Raw genomic sequence first — 12,042 nt, 5'->3', positions numbered from 1 at the left:
CCGCTGGCCGGCACCCTCATGATCTTCGGTGGCATTGCCAGGGTGCCGGCCAGCGGCCGGCACTACCGTGTTTCGATCGTCGGCGGCTCGCCATAGAACCGCCGCAGCTGCGCGGCCACCTCCGGCAACGCCTGCTGCAGCAGATCCGGTGCCGAGAAGTGATACTCGCTGGTCACCGCGAAGAATTCTTCCGGCGCTTCGGCCGCATACGGATCGATCAGCGTTTCTTCGCCCGCATCCACCTGCGCGCAGAACGCATCGTAGGCGCGCTGGAAGATGGTCGCCCACTCACGCTGCCATTCGCGCGGCAGCGGCGGCGTGCCGTCCATCGCGCCATCCAGTGCATCCAGCTTGTGCACCATCTCGTGCACCGCCACGCAGTAGCCCTCGTGCGGCGTCGCCAGGTCGGCCTGCACATCGGCCCACGACAGGATCAGCGGACCGCTGTCCCACGACTCGCCAATCAGTTCGTCATCCCACTCATGCAGTACGCCGGCCGCATCCATGTGGCTGCGATGTACGCGGAATGCATCGGGGTAGACGATCAGCTGCGACCAGCCTTCCAGACCCACCTCGCCGAACTCCAGCAGCGGCAGGCAGCACAGCGCCGCCAGCAGCACGCCATCGCCGGCCTCCAGCTGCAGCTCGCCGATCGGCGTGATGGTCTTCTCGTGCAGGAAGCGCGTGGCCAGCACGCGCAGGCGTGCGCGGCGTTCGTCGTCCAGACCGCGCAGCCAGGCCGCACGGCGGCAGGCCTCATTCCACAGTACATCGTCGATCGGCCGCGGCGCAGGTCGCAGCCACTGCAGCAACGACTTGATCAGCGGAACATTCCCGGCAGGTAGCTGTGCCACTTCGGTGCGCGGATGCGCTGCAGCACGTCGTCGTCGCTGCCACCGCCGCCCGTGCTGGTGTTGGCTGCCGGGCGGACCGGTGCCGGCTTGGTGGTGGCGGCCGAAGCGGTCGCGGTCGGTGCACGCTGCGAGGCGGCATCGCCGTTGGAGGACACGCAGGCGCCGCGGCTGTCGTCCAGCGCTGCCGTCGCAGACGCCGCGAAGGGCATCGTCAGCAGGATCAGGCAATGGGCATAGCGGCGCATTGACGACATCCACGTTAAGGGAAGGTGAGTTCCCGATTCTAGCCCGAACCCGGCGCCCCGTTGGAAGCCCCCGCAGAACCCAGCGTGGCGGGCGCCGCTGGCGGCTTTCCCGCATAATTCCTTCCTGACTTCGTGGAAGCTGCCGTGGACGACCGCCAATTGCTGGCCAAACTCGCTGCCGGTCGCCTCTCCGGCGACGCCCTGGCCCGTGAGCTGGGCCAGACCCGGGCGGCCATTTGGAAGCGTATTCAAGGACTTAGAGCCGCCGGTGTGGACATCGAAGGCCGTGCAGGTGAGGGCTATGGCCTGACCCGCCCGGTCGACCTGCTGGACCCGGATGCGATCCGTGCCGGCCTGCCCGCCGAGGTGCTGCCGCTGCTGCACGACCTGCAGGTGGCCTGGACGGTGGACTCGACCAATGCCGAATTGCTGCGTTGCAGCGCGCCCCAGCGCGGGGTGAGCGTCCTGCTGGCCGAACGCCAGACCGGCGGCCGCGGCCGTCGCGGCCGTACGTGGGCGTCGCCGCTGGCCGCGCATGTGTACCTGTCGGTGCTGCGGCTGTTCTCCGGTGGCCTCGGCCGCCTGGCCGGGCTGAGCCTGGTGGCTGGCATCGCCGTGGCCGAAGCGCTGCACGACCTGGGCTATACCCAGGCGCAGCTGAAGTGGCCGAATGACCTGATCGTCGATGGCAAGCGCAAGCTGGTCGGCCTGCTGGCCGAGGGCGGTGGCGAATATGCCGGCCCGGCGCGCGCGGTGATCGGCATCGGCATCAACACGCACATGCCGCCATCCTTCGCCGAGCAGATCACCCAGCCGTGGGTGGACCTGGACACGCTGGCCGGCAAGCCGGTGGACCGCAACGTGGTGGTCGCCGCCGTGCTGGCGCGCCTGCTGCCGGCGCTGGAAGCGTTCGATCGCGAAGGCCTGGCGCCGTTCCTGCCGCGCTACGCCGCGTTCGACATGCTGGCCGGTCGCGAAGTACGGGTGGAACTGGAAGGGCAGTGGCAGCATGGCACCGCGCTCGGCCTGGCCGATGACGGCGCCTTGCGCGTGCGCATCGATGGCCGCGAGCGCCTGCTGCATGCCGGCGAAGTCAGCGTGAGGGCGGCATGAGCGATTGGTTGTTCGACCTCGGCAACTCGCGCTTCAAGTTCGCGCCGTTGCAGGGCGACCGTGCCGGTGACGTGCAGGCCTGGGCGCATGGCGCCGAAGGCATGGCCGGACAGCCGCCGCACAGCCTGCCCAGCGGCACCACCGCGTTCGTGGCCAGCGTGGCCGCACCGTCGCTGACCAGCGCGATGCTGGACCAGCTGCAGCGTCGCTTCGAGCACGTGCACGTGGTGCGTACCAGCGCCGAATGCGCCGGCGTGCGCATTGCCTATGCCAAGCCCGAAAAATTCGGTGTGGACCGCTTCCTGGCCCTGCTGGCCGCTGCCAAGGCGCAGCGCCCGGTGCTGGTGGTGGGCGTGGGCACCGCACTGACGATTGACCTGCTCGACGCTGACGGCCAGCACCACGGTGGCCGCATTTCCGCATCGCCGACCACCATGCGCGAAGCCCTGCATGCCCGCGCGGTGCAGCTGCCGGCTACCGGCGGTGACTACAGCGAATTCGCCAACGACACCGCCGACGCGCTCGCCTCCGGCTGCGATGGTGCGGCCGTGGCGCTGATCGAACGCAGCGCCCAGCAGGGGCACGCGCTGCTGGGCGTTGCACCGTCGCTGCTGGTGCACGGTGGCGGCGCACCGGCGCTGATGCCGTTGCTGCCCGGCGCCGACTACCACCCCTCGCTGGTGCTGGATGGTCTCGCCCGCTGGGCGGTGCACCAGCCCGCAGGCTAGTATCCGCGCATGCTGACCCGTGCCCTGATCGTCGTACTGGCCATCCTCAACCTTGGCGTCGCCTGCTGGTGGCTGCTGCGCGATGCACCACAGAAGCCTGCGCCGCCACCGCAACCCGCGGGCGTGGCCGAGCTGCGCTGGGTGCCCGGTGGCGTGGATGCCGCCGCGGCCGCCGAAGCCACGGCTGCCGCGCCGACCGCGCCGTTGATGGAGCGCGTGCCGTCGGAGAAGACGGCCGTGGCTGTAACGCCGGCGCCCGCCGCCCCGGCCAAGCCGGAGATTGCCAAGCCGCAGGCGGCTGAGGCTACGCCGGTTGCTGCCGCTGCCAAGCCGGCAACACCGCCTGCACCGACCCCGAACCCGGCGCCGGAAAAGCCCGTAACCCCGCCCGTGGCTGCCGAACCGCCGCGCTGCGTCGCGCTGGGCCCGTTCGCCGATCGCGCCGCCGCTACCAGTGCGCAGGGCAAGGCCAGCACGCTGCTCAGCCAGGTGCGCCTGCGCGAACAGCCTGCTGCCAGCGGCAGTGCCCGTTACCGGGTGATGCTGCCGGCCGCCGCCAACCGCGAAGAAGCCCAGGCCACCGTGAAACGCATCGTCGCCGCTGGCCTGAGCGACTACTACATCATCAGCCAGGGCGAGGAGGCCAACGCCGTGGCGCTGGGCCAGTACCGCAACCGCGAAGGCGCCGAGCGGCGCATGGCGGCGGTGCAGGCCGCCGGCTTCCAGCCGCGCCTGGTGGCCAGCGGCGACTCCGGCCAGTGGTGGCTGGAAGCGCAACTGGCGGCGGGCACGCAGCCGGCCCAGGCCCAGCAGCGCAGCGGGGCCGCACAGAGCCGGTCGCTGGAATGCACGCGGTTGCGCTAGAATCCCCGGACCGCGGCGCTGCCGCCGGTGCACCACCCATGCCGCTTTAGCTCAGTTGGTAGAGCAACTGTCTTGTAACTCGGGCGCGGTTGTTGTGGCGGCAGGCAGGAAGGCTAAGCGCGGTAAGGCTTTAGGCCCGCCAGCGCGTAGACTGTGGGGCAAGCCGGACACGGTTTGAGCAAGAGAAGTACGACATCGCCGCTTTAGCTCAGTCGGTAGAGCAACTGATTTGTAATCAGTAGGTCGTCCGTTCGATTCGGACAAGCGGCACCAAACTCGGGCGGACCGTCAGTTCTCCCAGATCACCTCATAGCCTAAGTACTCGCTTAGAACGCCTCGGATCATGACGGCTTCTGCTCCAATGGCCATGTACCTGTACCGGCCTTCTTGGACGGTGATCCAGCCCATTGAATACGCTTCGTCTGCGATCAATAGGCGTTGCATGGCGTCCTCGTCGGGAACAGAGGTGCCACCCGAAGAGGGTGCCGGGCGATGCGTGGCTTCCAAGACCGGAAATCGATGAGCCGGCGGGCACAGGGTCCCCACGCACCGCCCGCCGTCGATCGGCGAACGGATTGCCAGCCGGCGCCGCTTTTGGGAAGACGGCGCCGGCTGGCAAGCGTATACATCTTCGACTAAACGGGCTTGGAAGTCCCGAACACCTTTGCAGGTGGCGATTCATCATGCGCACGCGAAATCCCCGCCTGCCAGTCGTTTGTTTCGATGGCATCGGGTGATCTGAAAGGAAAAGTGAATTATCGCGTTTGGCCCGTTTCGAGCATCGCAATGCCAGAAGCGACATATAGAGCGGGGCTGCACTCCACCGCGAATCCGGCGCCGTCTTCGCTATCGCGCTGCCCATCACGACCCACGTGGTGAAGCTGGCTCAACTGCGTGACGCCGATCAAGCGGCGCTGAGTCTGTGTCCCATGATGGCATGTGGTTGCTCGCGTGTGAATTGACCTGCAGAAGCACGCCAATGGTGCTATCACGTGGTGCCATCAATCCTCCTGGGTGGGGAGGGACGGCTTGGCCGGCCCGACTGTGACTTTGCCGGAGCCTCCGCCGCCGCCTCCACCGTAGCTGCCGCCGCTGATGGGCCCGGTGTAACCGCCGCCGCCGCCGCCACCGCCATTGCCATTCCCGCCGCCGCGAGGGGGAGGGCTCGTTGTGATGGGCTCACGCGAAGTCCCATTCCAGTCCTGGCTATCGGTCATTTGGTAGGTCACGCAGTGGGACGCGTTGCAGACGATGACCTTGGATCCTGGTTGGATGGACTCATTGAAGGTTCCGGAATTTTTCTTGTTCGTCACCTGCGTGTATCTGGTCAGGAACGCTCTGGTAGCTGTGTCTGGAAGTGGGGTCTGCCCACGACACGGTGTGCAGGACGCTGGGCCGAACACGGTTGAAGGGTTGCCGAAAGGCCAGGTTGCATGCGCGAATGGAAGTGCGGCGAATGCTGCCAGGACCACGATTGCCGCAATAATTATCTTTGTTCTCATATTATTAAGCCGTTTGTCTATTTTTGGTTTGCAGGATTACCAATCGAACGTCATGGCAGCATGATTGGTAGATTTCTCTTGAGATTTCCTGCGCACGAATGATCTGCTCTGCCTGCATGCTGCTGGACAGGCGACTTATCGATTCCGCCGAGTACTGGCTTGGATGCACGCGGTGCAGGGCCATCCAGTAGCCGAGGCTCCTGGTGTAGGAGCGCTCGGCGACTATTCCTCTGTCATAGATGTTTGCGAGCGCTTCGATGGAATCCAGGTTTCCTGAAGAAACAGATTCGTCCAGATACTCCACAGCGTTCCGGCGAAAGTCGATCAACCTGCTGGGATCAGAGAGGACTTCGGTGAGATTGCCGATGGCGGCGCGAGGGTTCTGGGCGTAAATCAGTCGGGCTTCAATGGACCCTTGAGCGGCTGCCAGTGACAGCCAGTTTTCTCCCGTGATGTCGGTTCGTTGGGCAATCGCCTTGCAGTTCTCGATTTCTTCTTCGATACGCCTCGAGAACTGCTCGGCAAGTCCCATGGATGAGTACACCTTGTACTCACTGTCGTCGCCCGGATCGAGGGCTCGTTTGCAGCTGGCAAGCCTCGAGTGTATTTCGTAGCTTGCTTGGCCGTCGCCAGATTTTGATCGCTGCATTCTCTGGTCGATGTAGTTCGTGGCATCGCCTCTGTATTCGGGAGGCCTGATGTCGATCAGGAAAGCTTTGGGTCCCAACGCGATGCGCGCATTGACCGTCGCGGTGGATCGCTGTGCAGCGGTCCTTGCCGTACGCGGAACGGCTATTTCATGGGTTGAAGCTTCATCCACCGACGCCAGAAGTGGCGCGTGCTCTGCCGAGGAGGTATCGGCGCCGGATACCGAGCAGGACGCGGTCAACACCGTGAGCGTGCCGATACACAGGTGCTTGCTGAGTGGCGCCAAGAAGCCGGCTGGGAGTCTACTTCGATTCAATGCGGGAACATCCGAGCCTCCAATTTGGGCGAGAACCTTCGCTGCACTGAAGGGAAAGCGATAGAGCCGTATCCGTCACTGTGGAGAACCCCATCACAGGCGGAAGAATTTCTGATCCATAAGGCCGGGGAATCCCTACGCATGGCTGCCTGTTGTCCATTTGCGCCATGGCGGCGCCAATGCCCTGCTGCACCGCCGCGAGTGGTGTCACACAGCTCTGGCTAGACTGTGCTTCTTTTTCCCCCGCAAGGAGGCACCCATGGCCCATCCCATTTCCGTATCCCTGATCGGCGTTCCCACCGATGTCGGTGCGGGCCATCGCGGTGCACGGCTGGGGCCGGAAGCGCTGCGCGTGGCGGGCCTGCCGGAGGCGCTGGAAGCGCGCGGCGTGGACGTGCGCGACCTGGGCAACCTGGATGGCCCGCGCAACCCGTGGACCGCGCCGGTGCAGGGCTACCGCCATCTGGAGGAAGTGGTGGCGTGGAACCATGCACTGATGGAAGCCAGCTATGCCGAACTGCAGGCCGGCCGCATGCCGATCATGCTCGGCGGCGACCACTGCCTGGGAATCGGTTCGATCACTGCCGTGGCACGCTGGTGCCGCGAGCAGGGCAAGACCCTGCGCGTGCTGTGGCTGGATGCACATTCCGATTTCAATACCAGCGATGTCACCCCCTCGGGCAACATCCACGGCATGCCGGTGGCCTGCCTGTGCGGCCTCGGCCCGGAGGCGCTGACCCACCTCGGCGGCAGCGCACCGGCGATCACTCCCACCCAGGTGCACCAGATCGGCATCCGTTCGGTGGACCCGGAAGAGAAGCGCCTGATCAAGACCCACAAGGTGGATGTCTACGACATGCGCTACATCGACGAGAACGGCATGAAGCGCACGGTCGAAGCAGCACTGGCGGGCATCGACGAGAACACCCACCTGCATGTCAGCTTCGACGTCGACTTCCTCGACCCGAGCATCGCGCCGGGCGTGGGCACCACGGTGCCGGGTGGGGTGAACTACCGCGAGGCGCAGTTGGTGATGGAGATGATCGCTGACACCGGGTGCATGGGGTCGCTGGACATCGTCGAGCTCAACCCCTTGCTGGACAAGCAGAATGCCACCGCCGAACTGGCCGTGGACCTGGTCGAGAGCCTGTTCGGCAAGTCCACCCTGATGCGCGACTAAGGCAACCGCCTGAACGGATCGCCGATCCGTTCACACCCGCTCCACGCCCCTGCCGCCAGATTGCACTTCACGCGGCGGCGGCGGGCATTGGCCTTCTCCCGCTGAGCGAAAGAATCCCATCCGCGAATGAAGCGGTGTAGCGGCAAACCCAAGGAGAAGCCCATGAAGCGCGTAGTTGCCCTGATGCTGTTGTCGATGTTCTCGGTGGCCCTGCTGGCCGGTTGCAACACTGTGGCCGGTGCCGGCAAGGACGTGCAGAAGGCCGGTGAGAAGGTTGAGGATGCCGCCAAGGGCAACTGAGCCCGGCGCGGAACGGAAGAAAAAGGCCGGGGATCATCCCCGGCCTTTTTCTTGCACGCTGCCACGCACGGCTGTGCAAGCGGAGTGAACCATTCAAGCAGGTGAGCACGCATTTCATTGCTGGTTGACCGGTACTCAACAGCGACTGCGCGAAGCTGGAACCACGGTAAGAACGCCGTTGCAACCAAGGACTCCCAGCAATGAACAAAGACATCATTTCCGGCAAGTGGTCGCAGCTGAAGGGCAAGGCCCAGGCCAAGTGGGGCGATCTGACCAACGACGATTTCGATGTGGCCGAAGGCAATGCCGAATACCTGGCCGGTCGCCTGCAGGAGCGTTATGGCTGGGCCAAGGACCGCGCCGAGAAGGAAGTCCGGGATTTCGAAGACAGCGTGCGCAAGGATTACCCGGATTACAAGTAAGCCCCCGGGTTTCCCCCACGACACAACGCCCGCGCCGAAAGGTTGCGGGCGTTGTGTTGTCTGCGCGGAGGATCAGCGTGCCGGCGGGTCCGGCACGTAGCGGTTGGGGAACGCCTGCGGTTCGCGCGGCAGGCGTGACGGCGAATCGACCAGGATGCCGCGCGCGCGCAGGTTGCGGGCGCTGTCGTAGCGCAGCTGCAACACCTGCGCCGGGCTGCGGCTGGCGCGCTCGAACTCGGTATCGCGCACCGAGGACTGCTCGCGCGCGCCGTGGCCGGTGCCCAGCGCCGGCGCCTGCGGCTTGCTGGCGTAGCCCTCGATGCGGCTGGCGCTGGCATCGGCGGCCGCTTCGGCCTGTGCAGCCGGGGCCGGCGGTGGCAGGCCCCGGCGCAGGATCGGCTCAGGGCGCCAGCGGCGCGCTTCCTCGAACACGGCCACGCCCACCACGCCGATGTTGTCGGGGCGGCCGGTGCGGCTGGCATAGCTGCCGCTGGGGCTGCTGAAGACGAACTGCGCCACTTCGTCCTGGCTCTTGCGCCAGCCGGTGATGTCGGCGCGCTGTCCGGGGTTGAGCACGTAACCGGTCTGCGAGGGATCGGCATCTTCGCCGGAGATGGCGTTGACGCCGTCCACCGACAGCACCACCAGCACCCGGCGGGGGCTGTCGTTGTACAGGCGCACGGCGTAGCGGTGACCGCGCTCACCGGCCACCCAGCGCTGGCCCTCGGCGGGGTAGCTGCGCAGTTCGGTGCCGCGGTCGCGGTCGACCAGGGCCATGCGCACGGGGCCGCCCTCGTAGACCGGCGGCGGCATCGGGGCCGGGCGGAAGCCGGCCAGAGGCAGGATAAGCAGCAGGGGCAGCAGGCGTTTCATCGGGCGTCTCCAGCGGGGTTGCGTGAATGAACGCGCCGCGGGCCCTGACGGGGTTGGTGGCGTGCAAGGTAAACTGGCCCCGTTCATCGAAGGTTACCCCACGCAGTCATGACCACCCGAGTCCTTACCGGCATCACTCCCTCCGGCACGCCCCACCTGGGCAACTACGTTGGCGCCATCCGCCCGGCCATCGCGGCCAGCCGCGCCCCGGGGATCGAGAGCTTCTTCTTCCTGGCCGACCTGCACAGCCTGATCAAGTCACAGGACCCGCAGCGCACCCAGCGCGCGACCCTGGAGATCGCGGCCAGCTGGCTGGCCTGCGGCCTGGACCCGGAACACGTGTGGTTCTACCGGCAGAGCGACATCCGCGAGACCACCGAGCTGATGTGGTTCCTCACCGCCATCGCCAGCAAGGGCATCCTCAATCGCGCGCACGCCTACAAGGCGGCGGTGGACAAGAACCGCGAGGAAGGCGTGGACGAGGACGCAGGCGTCAGCGCCGGCCTGTTCATGTACCCGGTGCTGATGGCCGCCGACATCCTGATCTTCAAGGCCAACCAGGTGCCGGTGGGCCGCGACCAGATCCAGCACATCGAGATGGCGCGCGACTTCGCCCAGCGCTTCAACCACGTGTACGGCAAAGAGTATTTCCCGCTGCCGGACGTGGTGATCGACGAGCAGGTAGCGACGCTGGCGGGCCTGGATGGCCGCAAGATGAGCAAGAGCTACCACAACACCATTCCGCTGTTCGTGCCGCGCGAAGAGCTGAAGAAGCTGGTGTTCTCGATCCTGACCGATTCGCGCGCACCGGGTGAGCCGAAGGACACCGAGGGCTCGGCACTGTTCCAGATGTACCAGGCGTTCGCCACCCCGGAACAGACCGCGGAATTCGCGAAGGCGTTCGCTGCGGGCATCAGCTGGGGCGATGCCAAGCAGCAGCTGTTCGAGCGCATCGACAGCGAACTGTCGCCGCTGCGCGAGCGCTACAACGCGCTGATGGCCGAGCCGGAGAAAATCGAAGCGCTGCTCAAGCGCCGTGGCCAGCAGCTGCGCGAGCAGTTGGCGGCACCGCTGCTGGAAGAACTGCGCCACGCCGTGGGCCTGCGCGACCTGTCCACGGCGGGCGACATCGCCAGCGAAGATGCCGGCGTGGCCCGCGTGGCGCCGCCGCAGTTCAAGCAGTACCGTGAGAAGGACGGCCGGTTCTACTTCAAGCTGACCGCCGGTGACGGCACGCTGCTGATCCAGAGCGAAGGCTTCGATTCGCCGCGTGATGCCGGGCAGTTGATTGCCGTGATCAAGCAGGCCGAGCAGGGCGACCAGCTGCAGAGCGAGCTGTTCAAGCTGGAAGCCGAGGTGGACGCCGTGCTGACCGCCCTGGCTGCGCTGCGCGAAGCGGCCTGACCGGAGGCTGTTGCAGAGCCGAGCCCATGCTCGGCTGCGTTGCTGCCCAGCCGAGCATGGCTCGGCTCTACAGGGGAGCACAGCAGCCGTGGCATGATGTCCGCGCGCCTCCGGCGCGATGACATGGAGTCTGCAATGGCCTGGTTGTCGCTGCTGCTGTTCCTGCCCTGGTTCCTGCTGCTGGGCAGCCTGTACTGGCTGTTCCCGCGCCAGCCGCGCACCGCGCGGCGGCGCCTGTTCGATGGCACCACCCTGTTGCTGGCCTTCGCGCTGAGCATCGCGTCGATGCTGTGGGGGTATCGCATCGGCATGGCACAGCTTGGTGCCGGCCCCATCTGGCCGCAGGTACTGGCGGTGCTTTACGCCTACGGCGCGTTCCTGGCGGTGCTGGTGCTGGCGCTGCTGGTGCGGCCGCGCTGGTTGGACCGGTAGTCCCGCCTTTGTAGAGTCGAGCCATGCTCGACTTCGCGTGCCGCTGTAGAGCCGAGCCTATGCTCGGCTGATGCCTGACAGAATGGCAGCCGAGCGTGGGCTCGGCTCTACAGAAGCGCCCCTCCGACCAAAGCCGCATCGAACCCGGGTTGCCTGCGCGCCTACCATGGGCTTCTGTTTCCGAGACTGCCAGGTGCGTGCCGATGACCGCCGACCCCAGCATCCATACCATCGATACCGGTTTCCAGCGCCCCGACTTCGACGCGGCCTACCTGATCGTTGAAAACGGCCGCGCCGCGTTCGTCGACTGCGGCACCGGGCTGTCAGTGCCGGCCATGCTGCAGGCGCTGGCCGACGCCGGCCTGGGCGTGGATGCGGTGGACTGGCTGCTGCTCACGCACGTGCACCTGGACCACGCCGGCGGTGCGGGCCTGCTGATGCAGCAGCTGCCGAACGCGAAAGCGGTGCTGCACCCGCGCGGTGCGCCGCACATGATCGACCCGACCCGGCTGATCGCCGGTGCCACGGCGGTGTACGGCGCCGAGGAAATCGCGCGCAGCTATGGCCGCATCGAACCGATTCCCGCGCAGCGCGTCGTGGTGGCTGAAGATGGCCACCGCATCGACCTGGCCGGTCGCGAGCTGGTGCTGCTGCACACGCCGGGCCATGCGCTGCACCACTACTGCGTGTGGGATGCGCGCAGCCGCAGCTGGTTCACCGGCGATACGTTTGGCATCTCCTACCGCGAGCTGGACAGCGCGCAGGGCGCTTTCATCTTCCCCACCTCCTCGCCGGTGCAGTTCGACCCGGAGGCGATGAAGGCCTCGATCCGGCGCATGCTGGGCTACGCGCCGCAGGCGATGTACCTGACCCACTATGGGCGCGTGGGACAGGTGGAGAAACTGGCCGACGACCTGTTCGAACAGATCGATGCGATGGCGGCCATCGGCCGCCAATGCGATGGCCGTCCGGACCGCCACCGCTGCCTGCTGGCCGCGTTGCAGGCACTCTACCTGGAACGTGCACAGCTGCATGGCTGTGCGCTGGACGATGCGGCGGTGATTGCGGTGCTGGCGATGGACATCGAACTCAACGCGCAAGGCCTGGCCTGCTGGCTGGACCGCATCCGCCCGTAAAGCCACGCCATGCGTGGATGAGGTG

The 12,042-nt window shown here is 66.4% G+C and carries 13 protein-coding genes and 1 tRNA gene; 10 read left to right on the top strand and 4 right to left on the bottom strand.

Annotated elements, in window-relative coordinates:
* Window positions 1–62 precede the first annotated feature (62 nt).
* Window positions 63–854 (bottom strand): zinc-dependent peptidase, encoded by a 792-nt coding sequence (locus VG543_RS16535; RefSeq protein ID WP_423178776.1) that lies wholly within the window; start codon window positions 852–854, stop codon window positions 63–65.
* The gene (locus VG543_RS16530; protein ID WP_005411956.1) at window positions 821–1,099 is read right to left on the bottom strand and encodes a hypothetical protein; all 279 of its coding nucleotides are present in this window, start codon (window positions 1,097–1,099) and stop codon (window positions 821–823) included. Before VG543_RS16530 ends, VG543_RS16535 begins: the two co-directional genes overlap by 34 nt.
* Before the next feature lie 144 nt (window positions 1,100–1,243).
* Here VG543_RS16530 and birA point away from each other — a divergent pair, with 144 nt between their 5' ends.
* The 4 genes from birA (at window position 1,244) to VG543_RS16510 (ending at window position 4,077) form a co-directional block, all read left to right on the top strand.
* Window positions 1,244–2,212: a bifunctional biotin--[acetyl-CoA-carboxylase] ligase/biotin operon repressor BirA gene (gene birA, locus VG543_RS16525; protein WP_423178777.1), complete on the top strand. Its 969-nt coding sequence runs from the start codon at window positions 1,244–1,246 to the stop codon at window positions 2,210–2,212.
* Complete coding sequence (locus VG543_RS16520) at window positions 2,209–2,940, top strand: type III pantothenate kinase (protein ID WP_019661840.1); 732 nt, start codon at window positions 2,209–2,211, stop codon at window positions 2,938–2,940. Before birA ends, VG543_RS16520 begins: the two co-directional genes overlap by 4 nt.
* 9 nt (window positions 2,941–2,949) lie before the next feature.
* Window positions 2,950–3,804, top strand: a complete 855-nt coding sequence (locus VG543_RS16515) for an SPOR domain-containing protein (protein ID WP_423178778.1) — start codon at window positions 2,950–2,952, stop codon at window positions 3,802–3,804.
* Between the two features lie 197 nt (window positions 3,805–4,001).
* Window positions 4,002–4,077 (top strand) — tRNA-Thr (locus tag VG543_RS16510).
* A gap of 1,233 nt (window positions 4,078–5,310) precedes the next feature.
* Here VG543_RS16510 and VG543_RS16505 read toward each other — a convergent pair.
* On the bottom strand, window positions 5,311–6,240 hold the full coding sequence (locus VG543_RS16505) for a hypothetical protein (protein WP_423178779.1): 930 nt from the start codon (window positions 6,238–6,240) through the stop codon (window positions 5,311–5,313).
* A gap of 289 nt (window positions 6,241–6,529) precedes the next feature.
* On the opposite strand from VG543_RS16505, the gene rocF reads away from it, so the two are divergent.
* From rocF to VG543_RS16490, 3 genes are all read left to right on the top strand, one after another.
* Window positions 6,530–7,450, top strand: a complete 921-nt coding sequence (gene rocF / locus VG543_RS16500) for an arginase (RefSeq protein ID WP_111097684.1) — start codon at window positions 6,530–6,532, stop codon at window positions 7,448–7,450.
* 162 nt (window positions 7,451–7,612) lie between these two features.
* Window positions 7,613–7,750, top strand: a complete 138-nt coding sequence (locus VG543_RS16495) for an entericidin A/B family lipoprotein (protein ID WP_019661832.1) — start codon at window positions 7,613–7,615, stop codon at window positions 7,748–7,750.
* A 200-nt stretch (window positions 7,751–7,950) separates the two neighbouring features.
* On the top strand, window positions 7,951–8,172 hold the full coding sequence (locus VG543_RS16490; RefSeq protein ID WP_019661831.1) for a CsbD family protein: 222 nt from the start codon (window positions 7,951–7,953) through the stop codon (window positions 8,170–8,172).
* 72 nt (window positions 8,173–8,244) lie between these two features.
* On the opposite strand, the gene VG543_RS16485 is transcribed toward VG543_RS16490, so the two are convergent.
* Complete coding sequence (locus tag VG543_RS16485; protein WP_019661830.1) at window positions 8,245–9,045, bottom strand: hypothetical protein; 801 nt, start codon at window positions 9,043–9,045, stop codon at window positions 8,245–8,247.
* A gap of 108 nt (window positions 9,046–9,153) precedes the next feature.
* On the opposite strand from VG543_RS16485, the gene VG543_RS16480 reads away from it, so the two are divergent.
* The 3 genes from VG543_RS16480 to VG543_RS16470 all read left to right on the top strand — a co-directional run bounded on the left by VG543_RS16480 (window position 9,154) and on the right by VG543_RS16470 (window position 12,017).
* Window positions 9,154–10,449, top strand: a complete 1,296-nt coding sequence (locus tag VG543_RS16480; protein ID WP_423178781.1) for a tryptophan--tRNA ligase — start codon at window positions 9,154–9,156, stop codon at window positions 10,447–10,449.
* A 135-nt stretch (window positions 10,450–10,584) separates the two neighbouring features.
* A complete protein-coding gene (locus VG543_RS16475; protein ID WP_019661828.1) occupies window positions 10,585–10,881 on the top strand; it encodes a hypothetical protein in 297 nt (98 codons plus the stop codon).
* 203 nt (window positions 10,882–11,084) lie between these two features.
* Window positions 11,085–12,017: an MBL fold metallo-hydrolase gene (locus VG543_RS16470; protein WP_346469535.1), complete on the top strand. Its 933-nt coding sequence runs from the start codon at window positions 11,085–11,087 to the stop codon at window positions 12,015–12,017.
* The last annotated feature ends 25 nt before the right edge of the window (window positions 12,018–12,042 follow it).

It is taken from the genome of Stenotrophomonas sp. CASM101 (assembly GCF_049384845.1).
In the GTDB taxonomy this organism is placed as follows: Bacteria; Pseudomonadota; Gammaproteobacteria; order Xanthomonadales; family Xanthomonadaceae; genus Stenotrophomonas; species Stenotrophomonas hibiscicola.
Note: the sequence above shows the minus strand (reverse complement) of the source record. Positions and strands in the feature narration are given on the sequence as shown.